The 24844-nt window shown below is 41.1% G+C and carries 23 protein-coding genes; 11 read left to right on the top strand and 12 right to left on the bottom strand.

What is annotated here, in order from left to right; translation table 11 throughout:
* Positions 1–42: 42 nt before the first annotated feature.
* Positions 43–255: a type II toxin-antitoxin system Phd/YefM family antitoxin gene (locus LV85_RS09955; protein ID WP_111318877.1), complete on the top strand. Its 213-nt coding sequence runs from the start codon at positions 43–45 to the stop codon at positions 253–255.
* On the top strand, positions 248–505 hold the full coding sequence (locus tag LV85_RS09950; RefSeq protein WP_111318875.1) for a type II toxin-antitoxin system RelE family toxin: 258 nt from the start codon (positions 248–250) through the stop codon (positions 503–505). Before LV85_RS09955 ends, LV85_RS09950 begins: the two co-directional genes overlap by 8 nt.
* Positions 506–537: 32 nt before the next feature.
* Here LV85_RS09950 and LV85_RS09945 read toward each other — a convergent pair whose 3' ends face one another.
* Positions 538–1281 carry a hypothetical protein gene (locus LV85_RS09945; RefSeq protein ID WP_111318873.1) on the bottom strand — a complete coding sequence of 248 codons (744 nt, stop codon included), beginning with the start codon at positions 1279–1281 and terminating at the stop codon, positions 538–540.
* A gap of 109 nt (positions 1282–1390) precedes the next feature.
* Here LV85_RS09945 and LV85_RS09940 point away from each other — a divergent pair, with 109 nt between their 5' ends.
* The 3 genes from LV85_RS09940 to LV85_RS09930 all read left to right on the top strand — a co-directional run bounded on the left by LV85_RS09940 (position 1391) and on the right by LV85_RS09930 (position 5300).
* Positions 1391–1720, top strand: a complete 330-nt coding sequence (locus tag LV85_RS09940; RefSeq protein ID WP_111318871.1) for a Rieske (2Fe-2S) protein — start codon at positions 1391–1393, stop codon at positions 1718–1720.
* Positions 1721–1824: 104 nt separating this feature from the next.
* The gene (locus tag LV85_RS09935; protein ID WP_111318869.1) at positions 1825–3090 is read left to right on the top strand and encodes an APC family permease; all 1266 of its coding nucleotides are present in this window, start codon (positions 1825–1827) and stop codon (positions 3088–3090) included.
* A 92-nt stretch (positions 3091–3182) separates the two neighbouring features.
* A complete protein-coding gene (locus tag LV85_RS09930) occupies positions 3183–5300 on the top strand; it encodes an outer membrane protein assembly factor BamB family protein (protein WP_111318867.1) in 2118 nt (705 codons plus the stop codon).
* An 8-nt stretch (positions 5301–5308) separates the two neighbouring features.
* Here LV85_RS09930 and LV85_RS09925 read toward each other — a convergent pair whose 3' ends face one another.
* From LV85_RS09925 to LV85_RS09880, 10 genes are all read right to left on the bottom strand, one after another.
* Positions 5309–5719 (bottom strand): DoxX family protein, encoded by a 411-nt coding sequence (locus LV85_RS09925; RefSeq protein WP_111318865.1) that lies wholly within the window; start codon positions 5717–5719, stop codon positions 5309–5311.
* A gap of 160 nt (positions 5720–5879) precedes the next feature.
* Complete coding sequence (locus LV85_RS09920) at positions 5880–6599, bottom strand: sugar transferase (RefSeq protein ID WP_111318863.1); 720 nt, start codon at positions 6597–6599, stop codon at positions 5880–5882.
* A gap of 167 nt (positions 6600–6766) precedes the next feature.
* Positions 6767–7720: a glycosyltransferase family 2 protein gene (locus LV85_RS09915; protein ID WP_245942244.1), complete on the bottom strand. Its 954-nt coding sequence runs from the start codon at positions 7718–7720 to the stop codon at positions 6767–6769.
* Positions 7713–9410 (bottom strand): right-handed parallel beta-helix repeat-containing protein, encoded by a 1698-nt coding sequence (locus tag LV85_RS09910; RefSeq protein ID WP_158531166.1) that lies wholly within the window; start codon positions 9408–9410, stop codon positions 7713–7715. The genes LV85_RS09915 and LV85_RS09910 overlap by 8 nt, the downstream gene beginning before the upstream one ends.
* A 4-nt stretch (positions 9411–9414) precedes the next feature.
* Positions 9415–10407 (bottom strand): glycosyltransferase family 4 protein, encoded by a 993-nt coding sequence (locus LV85_RS09905; RefSeq protein ID WP_111318859.1) that lies wholly within the window; start codon positions 10405–10407, stop codon positions 9415–9417.
* On the bottom strand, positions 10404–11621 hold the full coding sequence (locus tag LV85_RS09900; RefSeq protein ID WP_111318857.1) for an O-antigen ligase family protein: 1218 nt from the start codon (positions 11619–11621) through the stop codon (positions 10404–10406). Before LV85_RS09900 ends, LV85_RS09905 begins: the two co-directional genes overlap by 4 nt.
* Entirely contained in the window at positions 11618–12829 is a 1212-nt protein-coding gene (locus LV85_RS09895; RefSeq protein WP_111318855.1) for a glycosyltransferase family 4 protein, read from the bottom strand. Before LV85_RS09895 ends, LV85_RS09900 begins: the two co-directional genes overlap by 4 nt.
* 164 nt (positions 12830–12993) lie before the next feature.
* Positions 12994–14061: a glycosyltransferase family 4 protein gene (locus LV85_RS09890; RefSeq protein ID WP_158531165.1), complete on the bottom strand. Its 1068-nt coding sequence runs from the start codon at positions 14059–14061 to the stop codon at positions 12994–12996.
* Positions 14062–14066: 5 nt separating this feature from the next.
* Positions 14067–15011, bottom strand: a complete 945-nt coding sequence (locus tag LV85_RS09885) for a glycosyltransferase family 2 protein (RefSeq protein ID WP_111318851.1) — start codon at positions 15009–15011, stop codon at positions 14067–14069.
* Complete coding sequence (locus LV85_RS09880) at positions 14998–16545, bottom strand: lipopolysaccharide biosynthesis protein (protein WP_111318849.1); 1548 nt, start codon at positions 16543–16545, stop codon at positions 14998–15000. The genes LV85_RS09885 and LV85_RS09880 overlap by 14 nt, the downstream gene beginning before the upstream one ends.
* A gap of 227 nt (positions 16546–16772) precedes the next feature.
* Between LV85_RS09880 and LV85_RS09870 the strand changes: the two genes are divergently transcribed.
* From LV85_RS09870 to argJ, 6 genes are all read left to right on the top strand, one after another.
* Positions 16773–17966 (top strand): polysaccharide pyruvyl transferase family protein, encoded by a 1194-nt coding sequence (locus LV85_RS09870; RefSeq protein WP_111318845.1) that lies wholly within the window; start codon positions 16773–16775, stop codon positions 17964–17966.
* A 138-nt stretch (positions 17967–18104) separates the two neighbouring features.
* Positions 18105–19250 (top strand): ATP-binding protein, encoded by a 1146-nt coding sequence (locus LV85_RS09865; RefSeq protein ID WP_111318843.1) that lies wholly within the window; start codon positions 18105–18107, stop codon positions 19248–19250.
* A gap of 294 nt (positions 19251–19544) precedes the next feature.
* Positions 19545–20360: an acetylglutamate kinase gene (argB, locus tag LV85_RS09860; RefSeq protein ID WP_111318841.1), complete on the top strand. Its 816-nt coding sequence runs from the start codon at positions 19545–19547 to the stop codon at positions 20358–20360.
* A gap of 3 nt (positions 20361–20363) precedes the next feature.
* Complete coding sequence (locus tag LV85_RS09855; RefSeq protein ID WP_111318839.1) at positions 20364–21557, top strand: aspartate aminotransferase family protein; 1194 nt, start codon at positions 20364–20366, stop codon at positions 21555–21557.
* A gap of 2 nt (positions 21558–21559) precedes the next feature.
* Positions 21560–22603, top strand: coding sequence for an N-acetyl-gamma-glutamyl-phosphate reductase (gene argC, locus LV85_RS09850; protein WP_111318837.1), 1044 nt, complete (start codon positions 21560–21562; stop codon positions 22601–22603).
* A gap of 173 nt (positions 22604–22776) precedes the next feature.
* Positions 22777–23988 (top strand): bifunctional glutamate N-acetyltransferase/amino-acid acetyltransferase ArgJ, encoded by a 1212-nt coding sequence (gene argJ, locus LV85_RS09845; protein WP_111318835.1) that lies wholly within the window; start codon positions 22777–22779, stop codon positions 23986–23988.
* A 67-nt stretch (positions 23989–24055) separates the two neighbouring features.
* Here the strand turns inward: argJ and LV85_RS09840 are convergent, their stop codons facing one another.
* On the bottom strand, positions 24056–24664 hold the full coding sequence (locus LV85_RS09840) for a Uma2 family endonuclease (RefSeq protein WP_111318833.1): 609 nt from the start codon (positions 24662–24664) through the stop codon (positions 24056–24058).
* Between the last annotated feature and the right edge of the window lie 180 nt (positions 24665–24844).

Here is a 24844-nt window from a genome sequence, read left to right as displayed (position 1 = left end):
ATGAGGCTTTGATTTATACCGCCTTTTCAATTAAATTGAAGCATGGAAACTCAATATCTAAAACATCAATTTGTTACAGATCCCAAGGGTAAAAAAGTTGCTGTCATCGTTCCGATTAATGAGTATGAGAAAATGATGGAGGAATTGGATGAACTGGAGGATATCAGACTGTACGATGAGTCGAAAGTATCGGAAAGTGGAGAGCGAATTTCTGTTTCAGATTATATGAAGAAGAGGAAATTTGACAATGAATAACTATGAGGTCTTTTTAACCTCAAAGGCTAAAAAACAATTGGATAAACTTTCCAACAAAATAGTCAAGCCAATTTTACAAGCTATTGTCTCCTTATCCGATGATCCAAGGCCATCGGGCTGTAAGAAACTCAAAGGTAGGGCAGCTTACAGGATAAGGATTAAGAACTATAGGGTAATCTATGAGATTAAGGATAAAGTACTTTTAGTAGAAGTTATTGCAATTGGACACCGGAAGGGTATTTATAAGTAGTCCAATTCTTTTGGTTTCTAATTTAAGAATTCTCACTTCCCCTTATACCCAATCTCATAAGGAGTCCAGATCTCATAAATAGGATCACCTTTGGAACTGAGTCCGCTATGGTGCCATTCCCCATCAATCACCTCATAGTTGAAGTCCAAACTAGCTCCGACACGGCTGTCGTCACGTGAGAAGAAGGTAATATTTTCGATATATTTCCCGTTTTTTGCAGTATAAGTACCTCCTCCAGTACCTGAGAATTCTTTGGTTTCTGAGTTGAAAGCAATCCATTGAAATCTACCCCCACTTAGGATTTTCACTGTTCTACGAGCTCCAGGAGTAGATCGTGATATTTCACCATTTCTTTTTCTACCTGTGATTACCCAGTTTCTAGTGAGGTCATCTTTCTCATCAGATATTTTCTCCCAGATTTCCACTAGCATTTTCCCATTGATCTCGGAAGAGATAACCATCTTATCGTTTACCCAATCCAAGGTGTATTTATTGGAAGTTCCTACTTGAAAAGGATCCATTGTAAAGAAATCTAAGGTCTCCACATATTCTCCCTTTTCATAAGAATATGGCCCGCCACCAGCACTGACAAAGTGATTGTCAGCCACCCGTTTTGCGCCAAAGGCAAAATAATCATCTTGATAGATTTTGATGTATTCCATATCCTTCACTTCTTGTCCATCTTGATGGGTCAGTTTCCAGGCACCATCTAGGCTTTGGGCTTCTGCCCATCCGAAGAAAAATACTGCTAGTATAAATAGGAAAGTCGTTTTCATGATTTCATGGGTTTTTATTCGCCTATTAAATTCAACATGATTTGGCAGAAAACCAATACTTTATTTATGTTATGGCTTGATTTTGATTTGAATAGAGAAAATTCGTCCTATGAACACATTCACCTTGGGTATTTCGAGAAAGCAAGTTTTGGAAATGATTCCAGAACAGGCTATTCACAAAATCCACGTTGGAGAGCTGGTCGTAGCTTTGGTGAGAATAGCGGAGGATTTTCATGCCTTCCAAGCTGACTGTCCCCACCGCGGAACATCCTTATTTCAGGGATCGATTATAAATCAAAATGAGATCATTTGCCCCTTGCATGAATACAGATTTGATTTTAAAACAGGGCAGGTAAAAGCTGGCTCTTGTGGGAATTTGGAGGTATATCCAACAGAACTAACTGAGGAGGGACTGAAAATTTTCCTTTCTCCTGAATAATATAATCCTACAAATGGTCAAGTTTTGGAATTGAAATTTGATTTTGTGAACTGGAAATTAATTTTTCTCCATACTTTAAGAATTCATTCACCCAATTTCATACTATGCTCAAGCGAGGGATTCGCAAATGGGATCTAGTTTTCCTGATTATTAATTCTGTGATAGGCGCAGGGATTTTTGGTCTTCCAGCTAAGGCTTTTGCTTTGTCTGGCCCTTATTCCTTGTTGGCTTTCGGCGTTTGCGCGGTTGTGATGCTGGTGCTGATATTGGTTTTTATGGAAGTGAGTTCACGCTTCGACAAAACTGGCGGTCCTTATCTCTATATCAAGGAAGCATTTGGTGCGATGCCTGCCTTTGCAGTAGGATGGGTGTTGATGCTCACGCGACTATTTAGCTATGCTACGCTGATTAATCTACTAGTGATTTACATGGCTTTTTTCTCGCCGATCTTCCAAGAAGAATGGATGCGAATTCTACTAATCGTAGGAATTACCGCTGTTTTGACCGGTATTAATCTGCTTGGAATCAAAGATTCTACCAGAACGACTAATATTCTAACCATAGCGAAATTGTTGCCTTTGGCACTGTTTATTGTAGTTGGGCTTTTCTTTCTAAATCAAGAAGCATTTGATTTCAGTTCACCACCTCCTATGCCCGAGTTTGCAAATACAGCACTGCTCTTAATCTTCGCTTTTGGTGGTTTTGAAGCAGGTTTGGTTATCTCTGGTGAGGTAGAAAACCCACGAAAAAACCTTCCATTTGCGCTCATGACAGGAGCGCTTATCATAACTGTTTTCTATGTGCTGATTCAAGTAGTTGCCATAGGGACACTGCCTGATTTGGCTACTTCAGACAAGCCTCTTGCTGATGCAGCATCCCGAGTGATGGGATATGGAGGAGGTTTATTTATTACGATTGGAGCGATTGTGTCTATTTTGGGAACACTGAATGTGCAGATACTAAGTGGGTCTCGTCTGCCTTTTGCCCTGAGCGAATCTCAGCAATTCCCAAAAATGTTTTCCTTTATTCATCCCCGATTCCGTACGCCCAGCGTAGCTGTTTTATTCTTTGCATTCCTAATCATCATTGTTGCTACGGTATGGGATTTTATGGGTTCACTAGCGATCTCAGTCATTGCCCGATTGCTGATTTATCTGCTCGTTTGTGGCGCATTGATTCGCTTGCGCAAAAGCCAACCAGAAGCCGATTATTATAAGGTAAAGTTTGGAATCCCGCTCGCCATAGCTGGTATCGCAGCGACTATCTGGCTACTCAGCAGCACACAGATCGAGGAAATCACAGATATGGCACTTTGGACAGCCCTGGGGTTTGTGATCTATGGTGCGCATAAGATTTTCTCTAAAAAGTAGCTCGATTGTAATTTTATTGAGAGCATTACTTCATTGTGAACTTTAGAGTTTAATCACGATATTTTGCTTTCAAACCCATCTCGACCTATTTTATGAAAGCTTTTCTCAAAGTTGCATTTGGTTTTCTTTTACTTTTTTCTTCCTGCCAATCTAAAACCTCTGAAATCGAGTACAGCGATTGGTCGCACTATGGAGGGCCATCAGACGGGTCACGTTATTCTTCTTTGGCACAAATCACAAAAGATAATGTCTCCCAACTAGAAGTGGCTTGGTCCTACCATACGGGCGATGCGACGGAACGCTCCCAAATCCAGTGTCAGCCCATAGTTGTAAATGGCTTGCTATATGGCTCTACACCGGCTTTAAATGTTTTTGCGGTAAATGCATCAACAGGTAAGGAAGTATGGAGGTTTGACCCTTTTGAGGTGCTTGGTGGCGAGAATTCTTGGGCTGGTACGAATCGTGGAGTAAGTTATTGGGAGGATGGTAATGACAAGCGCATTCTTTTCGGAGCTGGAAATTGGCTGATGGCGGTAGATGCTATTACAGGAGAGCCAATTCTGAGTTTTGGAGAGCAGGGGAAAGTTGACCTGAGAAAAGGCTTAGATACTGAGCGAGATGATTTTTTGATTGTGGCCAATGCTCCCGGGGTGGTTTATGGAGATCTCTTGATAATAGGAATGCGTCTTTCCGAAGGCTTGGATGCTGCACCTGGACATATCCGTGCTTATAATATAAGAACTGGCAAAAGAGAATGGATCTTTCACACCATTCCTCAGGAAGGAGAAACTGGCTACGAAACATGGGACGCCGAGAATATCAAGCAAATAGGAGGAGCAAATAACTGGGCTGGGATGACCGTGGATCAGGAGCGGGGAATTGTTTTCGTGCCTACAGGTTCGGCGACTTATGATTTCTGGGGAGGCTATCGCAAAGGAGATAATCTCTATGCTAATTCGCTAATAGCACTGGATGCCCAGACAGGAAAACGAATATGGCATTTTCAAGCTGTGCATCATGATGTCTGGGATCGGGATTTTCCTGCCAATCCTAACTTGATTCGTATCCAGAAAGACGGGAAATGGATTGATGCTGTAGCTCAGATTTCTAAGCAGGGGATGACCTATGTATTTGATCGGGAAACCGGAGAACCTGTTTGGCCGATAGTGGAAATTCCAGTGACCCAATCTATCATGCCCGGAGAATTTTCTTCTGCCACGCAGCCTATTCCGACTTTTCCTGAACCCTTTATGAACATGGGTTTTGACGAAAACAGCATTCTCAATCTTCGTCCAGACTGGGAGGCGGATATCCGTTCTCAACTTGAAGGAGCAATCTATGGAGATACTTGGGCGCCGCCGCATCCAGAAAAACCTATTGTTTTATTTCCTGGTATGGACGGTGGCGGAGAATGGGGCGGGGCTGCTTTTGATCCATCCACACAAACATTCTATGTGAATGCCAATCAAATCCCATGGCTCATTGGGATGACTCCAAATGCTGATTTTGAAAATGTGGGAAAGTCTGCTTACACTAATTACTGTGGGAATTGCCATGGCTTGGAGCGTAGAGGGAATCCTCCAGCTATTCCGTCTTTGCTGGGAATAAAGGAGAAATACAGCTATGATTCCCTAGATCTTTTGCTGCGCAAAGGAAGAGGAGCCATGCCTGCTTTCGATTATATTTCTACAGAGAACCGTAAGGTTATTTTGGAATACTTGCTAGACAAAGCCCCCGATGAAGGAGATAAGCAAGAAATGGAGGGTGCAGCATCTCAGCTTTATCCGCGCTACTATATGGATGGGTATAAGAAGTTGGTGACTAAAGATGGCTTGTATGGATCCAATCCTCCTTGGGGATTGCTTACGGCTATTGATATGAATACAGGTAAGAAAAAATGGCAAGTGACCTTAGGTGAAATCGATTCTCTAAGTGCCCAGGGTTTTGATCCCACGGGAACTGAGAATTATGGTGGGCCAGTGGTGACAGCAGGTGGAATCCTGTTTATAGCCGCTACCAAGGATGAAAAGATCCGCGCTTTTGATAAGGAAACTGGGGAAATTCTCTGGGAAGCCAAACTTCCTGCGGCAGGACATGCTACACCGGCTGTTTATGAAATGGATGGTAAGCAGTTTCTGGTCATCGCTTGTGGTGGTGGCAAAGGCACCAAAAGTGGGGATGCTTATGTGGCTTTTTCACTTCCAAATTAAAAGTGACTTTAGCCATTGTAATACATTGATTTGCGATTAGTATATCCATCAATAGAAAATTTACCTGCGCCAAAAATCAGAATGCATAGGAACACAATGAAATAAAGCAGCGGCAACTCTTTCCTGCTAAAAGGATCAGCTGAATGGGCTACTAGTGCAGCAGTGAGCATAGTAATCATAAGAGGAATGGTAGCAAATCGGGTCTTGAAACCTATCATTATTAATAAAGCACAGACAAACTCTGCAAATACAGCAAGCGATAAGGAAACTACAGGTCCTAAACCTAGGAAGTCCATGAATTTGATAGGCTCATCGCCGAAAAATCTCATCAACTTAGGAACGCCATGGGTCAAAATCATAGATCCAGCACCCAGTCTCATGATCAATAATCCAATATCTTCTAGTACTGTCTTCTTCATTTTGCAAGATTAAAGTGAGGCACACATTCTAAATTATCATTAGAATTCAAAAAATCCCCGGCTTTTTACATGACCAGTAAAATGCTTGTATGATGAAGAGTATAACAAAATAGGCGACTCTAATGGTCGCCTATTCTGTTTAGTTAGTGGTTAGGGTTTTTTATTTACCCTTTTTGTTAATCATGGTCATTACAGTTTGGCCAATGACTTTGATATCAGTCATTAGATTTACCTGACTTAGATATTTCAAGTCCAATAGCACTCGTTGACACATTTGCTCAACAGTCTCCGCGTAGCCATAATCTACTTGACCAATAGAAGTAATACCTGGACGAAGTGTAAGTAACTGTGCATATTGTGGTTGTCTAGCCACAATTTGTCTAATAAAATGAGCACGTTCAGGTCTAGGTCCCACCACGGACATATCACCTACCAAGACATTGAAGAACTGTGGAAGCTCATCCAAGTGTGTTTTTCGCATGAAATTACCCCATTCGGTAACTCTAGGATCATTATCCGTAGTTAATTGGGGACCATTTACCTCAGAGTCTACAATCATACTTCGGAACTTAACAATGTAAAATGGCTCCCCATTTCTACCTATTCTTTCTTGTTTATAGAAGACAGGGCCTTTAGAAGTAAGCTTTGTAATCAACATTAAGGTAAGGAAAAGCGGTAAACCGGCTAGGATTGCTACCGAAGAAAATAAGATGTCAAATGATCTCTTAATAAATCTTGTGGTCAATTCTATACCCTCATTCACAGTTTGTGAAACAGAGCTTCTTGAGATGTTAGTCAAAGAAAATAGATCAGGGATAATCCGCCCCGACTGGTAGCCTTTAAAAACAATCTCTTGTTGGTGTGATGAATTACGTGTCATTGGTCTAGTCTTTTAATCAAATAATGTGGTGCTAGGTAATATCCAATTGGAGTGCCAAGCGGAAATATGCCTATATGAACGGATAGGAGGCTTTTTAAGAAAATGTTAACATTAATTATGTGGAGGCAATCCACACATCGAGCGAATTTTTACCTAATGAGGAAGAATTAGGTGCGGCTCCAATAAGCTTTTGTCATAGAAAATGACTTGCGAAGTCCAACTGGGAGAGATAGGTAGTTTAGTCCCAATTTATAGCCAACCAATTTTGCCCCTGTTGCGATCAGGCATTTAGGGATTAATAAAGGGTTGTGCTTAAAAGTATAAGTGAGTTCTGATTTGAGATATTTGAATCCTTCACTTTCTGCTCTGCCGAAGTTTTCAAAAATCCATTGATTATTGACATGGAATACTCCGATGTCAAAATATCTTTTGAATTCCTCAGTGGCAGAATAGTCATGCGAGTGGTGTATTTTGGAGGCTGAAAGGTACGCCATTTTCCATCCATTTAGCAACATCTTCCCAGCAATTAATACATCTTCACCGAGAATAGATCCAACAGGAAATCCCCCCACTTCAAAAAAAGCGGTTTTGCGATAAGCTGCGAATGAGTTGGAGCAAGAAATAGTCTTGATTCCATAGCGGTCAGCATCTTCCAAACTCTTCACTTTGGACTCTGCTGGGTAGTTGAACAGCCTTGCATGCGTCTCTAAGACCTTTGCATTTTTATGCGGAAGTTGGCGGCCATAGACCATTCCAAGTTCTGAGTTTTCTTCTATGGCCTGCACCATCACCTCAATAGCATTTGGTTTCGCAAGGATCGCATCTTGGGTGAGAAAGACAAATATATCAGCGTCAGAATAACGCTCAGCAGCCATTTGTCTTGTGCCACCATGATCAAAATCTTTCTTGTCAATCTGAATCAAATCACAAGCTTTCTCATTGATCAAGTCTAGAGTGCCGTCCGTCGATCCTGAATCTATAATGACTAATCTCGAAATGGGATAGTTTTGCTTAGCCACGCCGTCAAGTACCTCTTTCCAGATAGGCCCAGCATTTAGCGTGGGAATGAAAAGATTGACTTTCATCTGATTGCTGATTTCATTCTTTTGTAGCTTAGTCATCTATTTCTACCTCCCCGTAATAAGCTTCCCCTAAGGTTATTTTCTCGTTTTTCACACTTGCTTTTCCCTTACCCACAAATAGTACTGCAGTAGAATTGGCAATCCCGATATGCTCATTTCCTTCCATTGTCAGATGATCAGGAAAGTGAGTGCGAAAAGTTTGATTTTCCTCTCCACCAGCAATAGATTTGAGGGTGTTATCCTTCACAGCGAGGTTTTTTGAGCTATCGTCAAAAATGGCTGTGTTGAAGGAATGGATTTGATTATGAATGATATGGACGTTTTTAGCAGTTTTTCTAAGGACAATCGCGGAAGCATGAAGACTTTCGATTTCGTTGTCTTCGATATATGCATCATCCGCATTCACAATTAGAATTGCCGGATTTGTTGAGGTATTCTTAATCTTATTTGCGCTTAGATGCATTTGGCCTTTCAGGTTGAAATTGAAGGAGCCATTAGAAAAACTATTGTTTTCTACTAGAAACTCATTCACTTGTATTCCATTAGGTAAGGATAACGACCCAAGTTCATTGTAACTAAGTTTGATCTTTTGAGCCTTAGTATTTGCGATCAAATTGATGCTGCTGAATCGGTTCTTTACTAAATGAAGCTCCTCTAGATCGAGAGTGATCTCTACCTGATTATCCGCCCAGTTTTCCTTTGCCATAATCAGCCCACAGCTCTCGATATAGATTGCAGGACGATTATTTCTATATGCTTCATTATTGTAGAGCAGGACATTCGACACGTTTATCAGTGTAGCTATACCCGATCCATCTGGTGTGGATTCTCCTTTCACAAAACCATTTCCACAGGTAATGTTCTCGATAATTATACATTCAATATCTTTTGCCTTTTCCTTGGATCGATTGTTAATATCAATCGCATCGGATGCATTCTCCTCCAATATATTATAGGAGAAAGTATAATCTTTTTCCTTTCCGGAATCCCCAAATGCAACCTGAATTGCGGACATTCCATTGTGGCGAATCACATTATTTATTACCTCTACTTTTCTGCTTCCATAAATAAAAATGCCATTTTCACCATTTTTATAGACCTCAGAGTCGTGAATCGAAATCGTGTTGCTGGACAAAATCCGAATGCCCGTACCTGGTTGATAGCTGTCAGTTTCCCTGCGAGGCATTCCGAAATGATGAATCCTAGTATTTGCAATTTCAACACCACTACACTGAAAAGTCATAATACCTGGATAAGCTCTCAGTTTGGTAGAATCGCCAGTTAGCTCAGTATTGTAAATCCTGATATTCTGACTTTTCAAAAGATAAATCCCCTCGTTTTTGGATTCTCCATTGAGCGAAATACTCAGGTTTGAGACTTCTTGTCCCAAAATCAAAGGATTGGGTGAGTTCTGCTTTTCTATCGAGAATTCACCGTCCTTTGCAGAATCATGATGATTGATTGTTCCTTGGGAAAGTAGATTTATTCCAGTTCTGAGAAGTATCGTTCGAATAAGGTATTGCCCTTCGGGAAAAAACACCGTATCTCCTTCACTAGCTTTATCTATGATTTGTTGTATGGCTTCCGTTTGGTCAGATGTTGCGTTAGCAGAAACACCCAATTCAATAACATTCAGTCGCTTTCCTTCCTTCAGAGAGTCAGCCTGACAAATCCCTATGACAGGTAAAGTCAGTAGGAGCATAAGGAATAAGGAAAGGGATTTTATCATGTTTTTATGAAAGAATGGTTTCCCAAGTTTGGGCAGCTGTTCTTTCCCAGCTAAAGTCTTGCGCTCGATCAAGTCCTTTGACAATACAGTCCACGTAGAAAGTCTGATCATTCACCAGTTTTTCTATGCCTGTCTGTATCGCAGAGATGTTGGTAGGATCCACACAAAGTGCAGCGCCGCCAGCGATCTCAGGTAGCGAACTTGTAGTCGAAGTCAGGACGGGAGTGCCTGAAGCCATCGATTCGATAACTGGCAATCCAAATCCTTCCATCAAGGAAGCAAATAAGGTAGCATGAGCACCTTTGTATAGCTTGGGTAAATCTGCTTCCTTGATAAAACCCAAAAACCGAACCCATTTCTTAATGCCTAGTTTTTTGATTAGCTCCTCGAGTTCGGGATCAGACTTCCCTGTGAGATAAAACATGAATTCGCCAGGTATTTTTGCTCGGGAAAAAGCGGTGAGCATGGCTGGGATATTCTTGTTTTTCCGTCTATTTCCTACATAAAGAAAATATGGTCTTGCACTGGTATATTCTTCCTCATTTAGTAGAAAATGGCTATCTACTCCATTATAAATCACTTTTATAAGCTCTTCTGGAATTCCTAGTAATTCTACTAACTGACCTTTGCTATACTCAGATACCGTGATGATTTTCTTCGCTTTTGGCGCCAGCCTAGCTATCACTTGCTCGTAATAGATTTTGTGAAGTTTCGAGTAGTAAAAAAGGTGCATTAAATCATGGACAGTAAAAATAAAAGGCGCCTTCGAGTAGGCAGGCGGCATAAAGGACGGACTGTAGAAAACATCCGCATTTGACTTCCTTATTTCCTCACCTAGCATTAAAGGGCTCAGCAAATTCCCCAAACCCATATTGCTTTGTACGTATTCACATGAAGCTGAGGTAGGACTATGTTTCATTACTTCCTGATAAAGTCTTCCTATTCCCGTATTTCCTGCCCAGCGACTGTCAATCAATACATTCTTTTGACTACTCATACGCTAAATTTTAGGTCTTTAAATTTGATGGATTGATAAGTGCCTATCAGAAAAATTAAGCAGAAATACATGATTATATCGTTGTCATAGCCAGTATAAAGAATCATCATAATTCCTTTGAGCGGAAGAGCAAGAGCAACCCAAAGTGTAGGATTATCGATTTTTTGCCAGCATTCTTTTAAAAACCAGGCAATAAATGCGGAGAATGAAAGGATACCAATGATACCTAATTCCAGGTAGGTGTTGAGAAATGTGTTGTGAATATGATGTTCTCCACGATAGAAATCTGCATTTTCCTGAAGGAATTCAGGAGAAGTCAAGAAGCCGTTTCCAAATGGGGAGATAGTTAAGAAGTTCTTGAAAAATGCTTCCCAATAGACAAGGCGAATTCCCATTCCGTCATTGGAAGAGGTCAGAGAATCTACCCGAATTACCTTTTGCAGAATAATTGGTAATGAAATTAAAAGCAGAGCGATCAGTATGTATTTCCATTTTTTGTCTGCTGCGCACCACAGGATAAAGAAAACGCCAAGAAATAATGCAATGATTGGGGTTCTGGATAAACTGAGAAAAGCGATAAGAAACACAAAGAGGATTCTACCAAAGGAGATCTGCTCTTTCCTGACGATTGGTACACATATATAGGCAAAACCAAAGAGAGCGATTCTGGCCCCGAACATATTTTTGTCAGAAAGCCCCCAGAAATACAATGAATGATTGTAAAGCGAACTTGCTTGGCCTGAGGTGTCGCTACCTGCGATCAGTTTGAAATCATAGGCTTGATGATAGATTAGAAGTTGTGCCAAGCTGAGTATCAATACTCCTAGCAGTACCCAATCAAGCATCTCTATAAGTGCATCATTGTTTCGGGTACTAAGCCAGTTTATGGCAAAAAATAAAAAGGTGAAATTGACTACCAGTTTTAAAATATTCAGGCGGGCTATATCAAGATGAAATGTGTGAATAAAAAAACTCACTACAGCATAGATGCTGAAAATAAGTAATGCCCATGTCCATTTGGTAAATCGAAGCTGAGGAGTCTCTCTGTAGAAAACAATAGAGCTGATTAGAAATATGATTGGATAAATCTTGACTGGCAAAAACATTGAAATCACAGAAATCAAAAACAAGGACTCTGCAAGAGAAATAGACTTCCAAAGGCTTCCGTCTACCACAGAAGCTTGAGTACCAAGAGTTATTTCGGGTGTGCTCATTCTAATTTTTTTGTTGAAGGATCTCTCAAAGCCTCTTTCAAAACTACTTCATACTCTTTAATCAAACGATCAGCGTCCAAAATAGAAGCTACGGACGCTCTCGCTGCTTGGCTAAACTGATTGTATAGCTCAGGATTTTTATACAATTCTCTCATAGTAGTACCCAAAGAATCTGGTTCGCTATCAAAACAATACAAGCCATTGATTCCATCTTTTACCGTTTCTTGTAACCCTCCTCTTTTATTGGCGATCACAGGAACATGGTTTGCCAAAGCTTCAATTGCCACCATTCCTAGCGGCTCCTCCCAGAGTGATGGTACAATCAAAACATCAATTTCAGCTAGAAATTCGGTAGAATTTACATAACCTACAAACTCTATATTCGCTCCGGAGGAAATTTCTTTCAGATGTTTCTCGTATTCCGGGTCGCCCTTACCCGCGATGCTCAAACTTGCCTCGAAATCCAGTTTTTTGAATTGCTCTATCATCCAATCCAATCCTTTAACTTTTGAAAGCGTGCCCAGGTAGCCAAATCGGATGGATTGTCCAGCTCTTCTAGCGGATTTGGGTGCAGGGTTTGAAATAGTTCTAGTGTTGTAAATGATGTTTTTAGAAGCGTTTGCAAAGTATCCAAAATGAATGAATCGCTGCAAAATACTATTGCTTATACCGACTACTGCCGACACTTGGGTTGACTTTTCAGCGTGATTGCTACGCAAAATCTTACAACTCAAACACTGATTTTCGCATGTTTGCTCATTCTTAAACATGTTACTATTCGGGCAAAGCAAATACAGATCATGCAATACCTGCACAATAGGAATTCCTGCCTGATGTATCGGATTCCATACGGCGGCTGACCAGCCAGCAAGGTTGTGACAGGAAACAATATCTGGCTTTTCGGTGAGCAAAATTTCTATCACGACTTCCACCATGGCTTCATTTGACTGGTCTCGGTAGTGCCAGGCCAGTCTAGAAAGCTTGTTCTTCTTAGCTTTGGAATAAGGCCAATACCTATTTTGCAATCCTGCTCGATAGACAGTAACTCCATCCACCAACTCCTTCTTCAACCCTTCCTCAGGCATCAAACTCAAGACCGCAACTTCATGACCCAGAGATTTCATTCCTTCTACGATCAGTTTCAAGGAAATCTCTGCGCCACCTTCGATCAGCGGGCTATAAAGAGAATTGATGTATAGTATTTTCATGTATTGAGTTTAGCTAAAAAAGGTGTTTCTGTTTAAATGAAATTTGACCTATTGGGGCGATGTCCGAAGTTCAAGTTTGGCAATTCCCCCTTTAAAAAGGGGACAAGGGGGATTTCTAAATAGTAAATCGACCCAAATAATACTTCGTGCAAATAAATTAATCTTCATAATAGGCCTTCATACAGCTTGATTAAGCCATCTGTCACGACTTGTTTATTGTTTTTCTTTAGAACTAACTCCCGCATTTTATAACCTTTTTCGATCAAGGAATCAGGATTATGCTGATGAAGAGTTATTACTTTTTGGATCTGTGTATCCAGCGCTTCAAGATGCTCTGATTCGCTTGTATAGCTATAATCAAATACATCTTCGCCTCCATCCAAGTCATCTATGGTGCCAATCCTTGGGCAGATGACCGTTCTCCCATAGGAAAACCCCAGAATAACTGTCCCTGAATTTAGACTGCTTTCCAGTGAATAGGGAAGAATAAGTAAATCTGACTGATGAATGTAGCTTGGCAATTCGGCGTCAGGAATGAATTTCAGTTCCAGGGAAATATTGGCAGCATTCTGAGCCAAGTTCTGCAATTCAGATCGGTAAGCTTCTGAATTTGGATTGCCGGCAATTGTCAGATGAACTTCCTTTGGAAATCTCTTTGCGACTTCGATCAGCAATTCGATGTTTTTATAAGGTTTGATCGCTCCGACGAATAGAAGCTTCAGCTGAGGTGCTCTTTGTTCCGAACTTTCAGGAAGCATAGCTCCATACACATCGACAAAATCAGGATGTGGAATGTGAACAATTTTAGCTCGTATTTTCGGGTATTGGCTGTGCAAAATATCTCTGGAAACCTCAGAATGAATCACAATAGCATCTGCCCGTGAGACGATTTTCTGGGCTAAAGCACGGCTTAATTTTCCCGACTTTTTCTCATGGGAAAGCCTGTTGTGCATAGTCCAAACGAGCTTTTTCTTTCCAAACTTAACAGCAGCGAGCACAACCAATTTGCGGAAATAGCTTTTCCACATGCTAGATGAACTGCTGTCATCGAGATTTTCAAACCAGTTCAGATGAAGTAGCTTGATAGATTGGTAATGCTTTTTTGAGGAAAGAAAATCATCCAATCTGCTTACACCATACCCGTGCATTTCCAGTCCATTGACCAGAATAGCGATGTATTGATTTTCCTTGTTTTCGCAGGGATTGAAGATGATTTTAGTACGTGAATCCATCGGCATCAAGAGCTGTTTGAATTCATGCTTTTTGCAAGAGCAACTCCTATATCCTTGATAGACAAACCGAATTTATCTCTTGTATTCATCCAGTTTTTGGCTTTTTCAAGTGGATTACTTCGCATGGAAAGCATCATCGTGTAAAGCTTTTTATCATGCATATATTTAGCCTTTTCCTTCAGTAAATGCTGGTACATCACCTTTTCCGAAGGATGCGGAGGATTGTTTTGCAGGAAATCTTCAAACCATTCAGAATAACTAACATCCGCCATCATTTTGTGAAGATCATTCCCTGTGGAGGTTATCGAGAGACGATTGCTTCTGTACTCGAAAACAGGTTTGTTGCTATGCGCTATGCCTTTTTTCGCAGAAGCGATAAATGCAGTGATATCGTCAGATCCCCAAGCCAACGGAAGTTTGTAGAAACCTCCCTGAGCTTTCAGCGCGGAAGTATTATAGACGTAATCAGAAATATAATTTGAGCGCAACTGACGCAGGCGATGCCAGATGGAGTCATACACGTATTCAAAAGCAGGAAGTGCTGGTGTGAGTACCACATCATTTCCATCGTCATCGATGATTTTGCTGCGGCAATGATAGACATGTAGGCTTGGGTAGTTTTGAATCAGATTTTCAAATTCAGCCAAATAATCCGGCGCTAACCGGTCATCATCACCCATTATGACGATATATTCCCCAGTGGACAGCTCCAGACATTTATTCCAATTGTCCACCAAATCATAAGCACCTACATTTTTTTCATTCTTGAAATAGCGGATTCTAGGATCTGGATTTTTCAAGACGATCTCCTCTACAGGCTCCGGCGAGCAATCATTCAAAATAATTAATTCAAAGTCCACAACGGTCTGTGCAAGTATGCTATCAATGCACTCTTGCAGGTATTTGCTCTTGTAAGCAGGAATACAAATCGAAAATTTATTCTTGCTCATGAGATGGTTTTCTTTTCAAAAGTTTGCTGCGTAGAAATTCAATATCCGCGGCTTTGATGATAAACAGAAAGTGGAATGCGGCAAAAACCGTAGTGAAAATCGCCGAATTGATTACGATTCCCAGAAAGCCTTCTGGTATTTCTACCAATTTACCCAAACCAAAAGACACCGCAAATGCAACCAAAGCACCTAAAACTGAAGGAGAAAATGCGCCAAAGAAAATCTTCTTGCTATCTAGCTTCAGTACTTTGGGAATATAATAAATATAGAAGAATCCGATCTGAATCAGCATATAAGCCAAGTAACCAATTACCGCCGCGCCTACATTCAGTGTAGGTGCAAGGATCACCGTGATCGGAAGTGATAGTATACAAGCAGTCGCCGAAGAGTAAATGAGGAAACGGGTTTTGCCTGAAGAAAGCACCAAACTAGCCACAGGAGTATTGTGCATATTGAGCAGCACCGTGAGCAGCCAGATGTTCAGCCAAATGGCCAAATGGAGGTAATCTTTCCCCATATAGAGGAGAAGGATAGCTTCAGAATTCAGAACCAGTAGGAATACAATGAAACTTAAAAAGATAGAAATGTAGCGAGTAGCAGTAAAAACCATCTTCTCCATTTTGGGGTGATTCCCCTCCTGGTAGACTTTAGAAGCAGAGGGCAGAAGCACCTGAAGAAATATCGTTCCGAAGGAAATAATCAGCATCGCAATCGTCTGAATCACACGGTAATCCGTCAGTACATCTATACCCGAAGCAAATTTTGCCAGCAAAATAGGACGCAATTCATTTGCAGTGAGTTGGAATAAACCCATCAGGAATATCGCAGAACTGTAGCCGATGATTTCTCTGAAAATCTTTCCATCCCACTTTGGTGTTAGCATTTGCCCTAGAGGAACAGGAAAAACCCGAAGACGTAGTATGTTCAGAGGGATAGGAACCAGTGTAGAAATCGTGTAGAATAGGAAGTATTGTGGCAATGACCACTTGAAATGAATGGCTGTGATTGCTACCACAAAATTCAAAACACTGCTCACTACCGTCACTCGGTTCACGTAGCCAAGCTCGTCCTTGGCACTGAGTAGCTGAATGATCACATTCGACAGCCAGTTCAACACTGTACTTGCCGAAAGTATGTACATCATAATCCTGTACGTAGGGATCTGATCTGGATTGAGATTGAAGAAAAGCTGGCCGTAATTTGCCATGAAGATGAAAATCAGGGCATTTACCAGTCCGATGGTACCGTAGAAAATAATGCTGGAACGTGAAGCTTTTCCGATGTTTTCCCAGTCAGCTTTGGCTTCCCACATCGAGAAAAAGCGCACAGAACCCACGTTCATCCCTAGATCCATAAGTCTCAAATAAGCATTTAGCGAAAAAGCCAAGGCGATCAATCCGTAGTCAGCTTTGCCATAATACCCAACCAATAATGGGATGGTCACGAACTTGGCGGCGGCATCGAGAATTTTGGCTAAAATCCCCCAGACTGAACCTGAAAAAATACGATGGACGGCAACGGGTTTGGTGCTCAAAATAGTCTTTTGATGATTTTGTACTGAATTTACGTCCTACTTACCAAAAATAGTTCCTCAGCTTAATTTCTCTGGATTTAAAATCAAGTATCTTTTTTGCAAGGAGTTCGTCGAACTTCTTCAAGAGACCTTGGGCAGATGAAAAATTCAATGCACCAAAGCGCTCGAGGTTCAGTTTTACCGGCAGTGGACTATGGTCTATGGTCCGTCGACTAAAAATAATACACATGACAAAAGTCTTAATTATAGGCGCCTTCGACCGATACAATTACGGAGATTTACTTTTTCCGTTGGTAATCGAACGGCAATTGAGCTCATACGGGAAAGATTTCGAATTTGAATATTTTGGTCTGGTGGAAAGCGATCTGACCAGCGTGGGAGGTTTGCCTACCAAAGGATTACAGAAGTTTTATAAAGCCTGTAGTGATCCAACTAATCCTGTGCATGTGATTATAGCGGGCGGTGAAGCGCTGGGCGTGACATGGAATTCACTGTATGCTGCACTGAATCCACTTTTCCAGCGAATCAATAAGAGGCATGTGCGAGTGAATAAAGTGTTGGATCTGAATGCCTGGACTAAAAAAATCCTGAAGGGTAAGACGACTCTCCCTTTTGTTTTTGATAAATCTGACTTCTCTGGCGTCCAATCTGTGACTTTGAATTCACTGGGAGGTTCTGGTCTTAGCCCTGCCACTTTTACGAAGTATGACTTCTTAAAAGAGAAGCTTGAGAATGCAGATTACTTTGCTGTCCGTGATCAGCTGACCGTGGATAATTTGAAGAAAAGCGGCCTAACTGCTGATCTTTGCCCCGACTCAGCCATTTTGATGTCAGAATTTTACCCGCTGAATTTTCTTCATAAGAACGTAACTCAGGACGTCGCCGGCTATGTGGCTGAGCATTCAAGAAAGTATGTTTTTGCTCAAATAAATAAGAAAACCACACGTGGTCACGAGCAAGTAATTGCCAGCGGACTGGATGAGATTTATGAAAAAGGAAAGACGGAAATCTGTCTTTGTCCTATAGGCAAGGCTTTGGACCATGACGATCATGAAGCTTTGCAGGAGATCGGATCACTTTTGAAAAGTCCATACACCTATTTTGATGCGGATAATATCTGGGACATCATGTACCTGATCGCCAATTCTAAATGCTATGTCGGGACGAGTTTGCATGGAGCGATTACGGCTTTGAGTTACGCCGTGCCGCATGTGGGCTTAAAAGTAGAAAAACTCGGTGCTTATTTAGCAACATGGGGATTGAAAGGCAATCAGCGCTCCATCGAATTCTCGGAAATCTATGAGCAATTCAAAGTGGCGACAAATGCCACTAAGGAAGAGCTGGAAGCATCCAGAGATCGGCAATTCACTGAAATCAAGAAGGGATTTGATAAGATGGTGAAAGTGTTGGAGTCAAATTAAGAGCAGTTAGTACTCATTTTACATTATTTCAAACTAAATCTTATCCGTGATTTTTGTGATTTGAATCACAAATAATAGCTATATTTTGTGATTTGAATCACAAAAGTTATATTAAATTTGTGATTCATATTCTTAACTATGTCACAAACTGCGATAATTAGAAACATTCTCCCTTCCATTAAAGAGCGTTTGTTCCGAAACAAAGCGATCCTGATTTTGGGGCCTAGGCAGGTTGGGAAAAGCACACTTTGTGAAAAGTTATTGGAGGGGACTGGCCATACTTGGCTGTATCTAAATGGAGATGAGGCGGATGTGAGGTCTGAACTAACAGAGACTACTGCCTCTAGGTTAAAAAATTTGTTGGGGGATCATAAGATCCTGTTTATTGATGAAGCACAGCGAATTCCCGGCATAGGTATAACACTGAAAATAGTCGTAGATCAGCTCAAAGATGTGCAAGTTATTGCTACAGGTTCATCTGCATTTGACTTGGTGAATTTGTCGAATGAGCCTTTGACCGGCAGAAAATTCGAATTCTTTCTATTCCCTCTAAGTTTTGGAGAAATGGTAAATCATCATGGCTTATTGGCTGAAAAGCGCCTGATCGAGCATCGTATGATTTATGGCTATTATCCAGAAATTGTGACCCATGCTGGTGAAGAAAAGGAGTTATTAAAACTTCTGGCGGGAAGCTATCTCTACAAAGATTTGTTGATGCTGGAACAAATCAAAAAGCCAATTTTGCTTGAGAAATTGCTTAAATCTCTAGCGCTTCAGCTTGGCAGTGAAGTTAATTACCATGAATTAGGGCAATTAGTAGAAGCGGATAAGACTACCGTAGAAAAATATATAGACCTGCTGGAAAAGGCCTATGTAATCTTTAGGGTTCCCGCGTACAATAGAAATATTAGAACTGAATTAAAGAAGGGGAAGAAAATTTACTTCTATGATTGCGGGATCAGAAATGCGATTTTAGGGAACTTCAATCCTTTTATAAACAGGACAGATGTGGGGGCACTTTGGGAAAATTACTATATCGTAGAACGGATGAAGTATCAGGCATATAATAACTCGGATGCTAACTATTATTTCTGGAGGACTACGGCACAGCAGGAAATTGATTTTATAGAAGAGTCAGAAGAAGGTATGAGAGCCATAGAATGTAAGTGGAGCGAAAAATCTAAAGCCAGATTTCCTTCTACATTTACAACTGCATATCCTGAGGCAACCCTGGGCCTAATTACTCCTAAGAATATTGAAGATATGTTAGGGTTTGATAGATAGGTTTTTACTGCAAACCTGCCAGCTTGTCACCCTTTTATACCAAAAATCCATTCGCCATTTGGCTTTTAAGAGTTTTACGTTTCACTATTCTAACAACATTTCCCTATTAGGCGAGATATCCTCTTTCGGTACGATGGTTGTTTAAATAGTAGCAGGTTAAATATGTTAAACCTGTATTTATCAAATTATCAACATTTAAAAGCTGTAATTCAATTCTGATTTGTTTCTATTTCTATCCCTCCACACGGGAGAGCCAGTTTTGGGAAAAATCAATTTTATATAAAGAAAAGCAAAATGTCTAAGCAAAGAATTCTCATCAAATATGGTGGGAATGCGATGATCAATCCCCAGTTGCAGCAAGAAATTGCCGCACAGATTTTTAAACTTCAAGAAGCGGGATTTGAAGTCATCATGGTACATGGAGGTGGACCATTTATAAACAAAGCACTAGAAAAAGCAGCCATCAAATCACAATTCGTGGATGGCCTCAGGGTGACGGAAGCCATTGCTTTCGCAGAAATCCAAAAAGCTCTGATCGGAGAAGTCAATGCTGATTTGATCTCCACGCTCAATCAAAATAAATTAAAAGCCATCGGCCTTTCTGGTAAAGACGCAGGAATGGTTCAGGCAGTAAAATATCAGCACAAATCAGCTGATGGTAGCATTGTCGATTTGGGTTTGGTCGGTGAAATCACACAAATCGACGATAGCCTGATCAATTTACTTTGCGAAGCAGGCTATGTGCCCGTGGTCGCATGTGTAGCAGATGGTGTGGATGGTACTTCCTATAATATCAACGCGGATACTTTTGCTGGGAAACTTGCAGCAGCTGTAAATGCTGATCAGCTTATTGTCCTTACGGACGTGGATGGACTTTTCCTCAACTATCCAGATCCTGCATCGATCATTCGTGAACTCAATGAAAGCGCAGTAAATGAACATATGGGGACGACGATTCAAGGCGGAATGATCCCCAAAATCCAATCCTGTATGCTGGCTTTGCAAGAAGGCGTGAAGAAAGCAATTATTCTAAATGGTACCAAGCCTGAGCAAATCGCAAAGTATGTGATTGACAATGAGAAAATTGGAACTACTTTGACACTACAATAGACTATGACAAATCAAGATTTATATACCAAAGACAAAGAGAATTACTTACCCACATTCAATCGCTTTCCTTTAGCTTTTATCAAAGGAAAAGGATCGCGTCTCTGGGATGCCGATGGTAAGGAATACATTGATTTATTGGCTGGAATAGCTGTCAATAATGTAGGGCATTGCCATCCGAAAGTCGTGAAAGCGATACAGGAGCAGGCAGCTCAATTGATGCATATTTCTAATTTCTTCGTAAGTCCACAGCAAGTTGCGTTAAGTGAATTGCTTGTGAAAATCTCAGGTTTAGATCGGGTTTTCTTGACAAATTCGGGTGCTGAATCTGTGGAGGGAGCGATTAAGATTGCTCGTAGATACGGACACAAGCATGAAAGAGGCGGCAAAATTATTTCCATGCAGAATTCATTTCACGGTAGAACTTTAGCGACTATCGCTACAGGTCAGGAGAAATACCAACAAGGATTTGGCCCAATCCCAACAGGTTTTGCTCAAGTTCCTTTTAATGATCTTGCAGCTGTGGCAGATGCCATTGACATTGAAACTGCAGCTGTAATCGTAGAGCCGATCCAGGGAGAAGGAGGAGTTGTGCCTGCGGAAAAGGCTTATCTGGAAGGATTGAGAGAATTATGTGACGAGAAGGGTATTTTGTTGATTTTTGACGAAATCCAATGTGGAATCGGCCGAACAGGAAAGTGGTTCGCAAAGGATCATTTCGGGGTACAACCAGACATCATGACTTTGGCCAAAGGCCTAGGTGGTGGAGCGCCAATCGGAGCTTTGCTGTGCAATGAGAAAGTTGCAAGTGCGATTGAATTTGGTGATCACGGTACGACTTTCGGAGGGAATCCACTGGTTGCAGCTTCGGCGATAGCGACGATAGAGGTGATCAACGATGAGCAGCTTTGCAAAAGAGCGAGTGAAACCAGCGAATGGTTGCAAGGGAAACTGGCTGAATTGATAACGAAGCATGATGAGCTTGAATCTGTAAGAGGATTAGGTCTCATGCTTGGCGTGAAAATGAAATCTGAAGCCAAGCCTTATGTTTTGAGATTACTCGAAGAAGGAATTGTGGCCAATGCAACTGCTGGAAATATTCTAAGACTCGTTCCGGCACTGAATATCAGTAGGGATGAACTGAATATATTCCTGGAAAAACTAGATGAAATTCTATCAGAAACCACAGTTACAGCCTAAGCATGAGCAATCAAAAATTAAAAGTAGCCATAGTCGGAGCATCTGGATTTACAGGTTCTGAGTTGGCGAGATTACTTCTCAATCACGAAGGAGTATCCATAGAAATGATCACTTCTGAGTCACATGTGGGTAAGCCTTTTTCTGACTTGCACCCGCAATTTGTAGATAGATTAGATATTCCTCTGGTAAGTGCTGAAGAGGTAAATAAGCAAAATCTAGATGTTATTTTCCTGGCTTTGCCTCATGGTGTTTCCATGGATTTTGTGGCAAAATGGAAAGATTCAGGAGCAAAAATTATTGACCTTTCGGGAGATTTTAGACTTTCCACCAAGGAAGTTTACGAAGAATGGTACAACAAAAAACATAGCTATCCAGAAGGATTTGCTATGGCTGTTTATGGTTTGCCAGAGCTTTTTGCAGATAAAATTAAGTCAGCAAGCCTCGTTGCAAATCCAGGCTGCTTTCCTACCGCATCCATTTTGAGCATGGCTCCGCTTTTTGCGAAGCAGCTAATAGAAGAAAAATCTCTGATCATTGATGCTAAGTCAGGTCTTACAGGAGCAGGAATTAAAGCGAGTGCCACTACGCATTTCTCTAATGTAAATGAGAATTTCAAAGCCTATGGTATAGCTGGCCACAGACATACGATTGAGATCGAGGAGCAACTAGGAGGCTTGGCAGGGAGTCATACCACCGTTCAGTTTACTCCGCATCTACTTCCTGTAGATAGGGGGATTCTGGTGACGGCTTATGCCAAAATCAAGGGTGAGATGAATCAGGAAAAATTAACTGAGATCTATCGGGAGTTTTATCAAGATAAGCCATTTGTAAGATTGAGAAATCAATCACCTGGAATCAAAGATGTTCGTGGAAGTCATTTTTGCGATGTGTTCCCTGTTTGGGATGCAAGAACCGAGCGTGTGATTGTTGTCTCAGCAATCGATAACTTGCTAAAAGGCGCCGCTAGTCAGGCGGTTCACAATATGAATTTAATGTTTGGTTTGTCAGAGGCAGAAGGGTTGAACCAAGTGCCATTAAAACCTTGATGTGATTTCCCATTGTGATTGATGCCAGTATCTTTATTTTCTTTGCTTATCAGGTCGGAAGACCGATAACAGATGACTGAAGTGGCCTCAATTCAAGTGTTTAGCATCTAACTAATCCACTCTATCATCTAATGATGTAATTGCGGATTTACCTTAAACTAAAAAAGAAAAAGATGATCAAAAATATTACGAACGTACGCGGCATTAAATGCTGGGGTGCGCATACAGGGGTAAAATCCATGAAACGGGATTTGGCAATTATATATTCTGAAGTTCCAGCAGCAGCTGCAGGCACTTTGACTCAGAATAAAGTTCGAGCTGAGCCTATCAAAATCACCGAGAAACATTTAGCAAACAACCGTGCCCAGGTAATTATCTGTAATGCGGGTAATGCAAATGCCTGTACAGGAGATCAAGGTCGAGAAGGCGCTGAGGCGATGGTTCGAACTGCAGCTGAGGCTTTGGGAATTCCTGAAGATGATGTGATTGTAGCTTCTACAGGTATAATCGGCGTGGAATTTCCTACCGACGATGTAGTTGAAGGCCTGAAGGTGAATATTCCAAAGCTTAGTGATGAGATCAAAGCAGGTTCATTTGTTGCCAATGCGATTTTGACAACAGATACTTTTGCCAAGGAAGGGTTTATTGATTTTGAGTACGATGGCGTGCGCATCAATATGGGTGGGGTTGCTAAAGGCTCGGGAATGATCCATCCAAATATGGCTACCATGTTGGCTTTTGTGGTAACCGACTTCAACATCGATGAGAAACTTCTCCAAGAAGCAGTTTCTTATTGCGTAGATCGTTCTTTCAACATGATCACCGTGGATGGAGATACTTCTACGAATGATATGGTGGCCGTAATGGCGAATGGATTGGCAGGCAACAGAAAAGTGAATAGCAAGGAAGATCCAGGCTATGCGGTTTTTCAAGAGAAATTGTTGGGGATCTTGACTCATCTGGCTAAGTTGATTGTTTCAGATGGAGAAGGAGCTTCCAAGTTTATAGAATATAAGGTGACTCACGCGAGGACTGAAGCTATCGCAAGAACTATAATTCGAGCGATTTCAGATTCTACATTAGTTAAAACGGCAATGTTTGGACGTGATCCAAACTGGGGAAGAATCATTGCTGCGGCTGGAAATGCAGGGGTTTCATTTAATTACAAAAAAGTGAATCTCTTCATCGGTGATCAAAACCATTTGGTGCAGGTGCTGGACAAGGGAAACCCTGTGCAGTTTGAGAAATCCTATATGAAAAAATTGCTTCGTGAATCTCATATCCGAGTGAAGCTTGAGCTTAACACGGGAGACGAAGAAGGTATTGGTTGGGGATCTGATTTGACGACGGATTATGTAATGTTCAACTCGGTTTATACGACTTGATAGATTGATCTTATAGCTAGTAACTAGTGATCCTGCTTCCGGTGAAGCAGGATTTTTTTATGTTTTTCTAATCTATCTTCTCAAAAAACTCTTCCAGATCAACATCAAATCCAGCGATACATTCAGATTTGACAATATCACCATGGGTAAAAAGTCGGGATGGTACGTATTTCCCATCAGTAAGTGTATAAATGAGTAAAGTCTCCTGGTCTGGCTGAATTACCCAGTATTCCTTAACACCTGACTCCTCATAAACTTCGTACTTGTTCCGTAATTCTTTCTTATTGTTTCCCGGAGAAAGTACTTCAACGATTAAATCTGGCGCGCCAATACATCCAGCATCATCCAATTTAGTCCGATCACAAACTACGCAGACATCTGGCTGAACCACTGTAAAAATCTCCTCGTTCTTTTTGGATTTGATGGGGAATCTCACGTCAAAAGGGGCGATAAATACCTTGCAATTTTTCTTATCAAGAAACTGTAAAAGCTCTGATCCTAATCGCAACACGATTTGCTGATGCTTCATGCTAGGCGCTGCCGCAGCAGAACGAAACACCTTTCCCTTGATGAGTTCAACCATTTCATCGATTTCCCAAGTCAGGTAGTCCGCATAAGAATACACTCCATATTCTGTAAACGGCTCATACACAAGATCTTTTTCCTCTGATTTCATTAAAGCAATTTAATCAAATGGCGGGAAAATTTCACCAATAATCGTGGTTACTCTTGCTTTCGAATAGTTCATGATATTCTATTTAAATCATTATGAATCGAAAGATTAATCTATCTGATATTCAGATAGATAAGGTTTAAAGGTGATTCGTTTAATATTTTTTTCTAAAATTGTAGAGTA

The organism is Algoriphagus chordae (genome assembly GCF_003254055.1).
GTDB lineage: Bacteria > Bacteroidota > Bacteroidia > Cytophagales > Cyclobacteriaceae > Algoriphagus > Algoriphagus chordae.
This window is presented reverse-complemented; position numbering and strand designations above follow the sequence as displayed.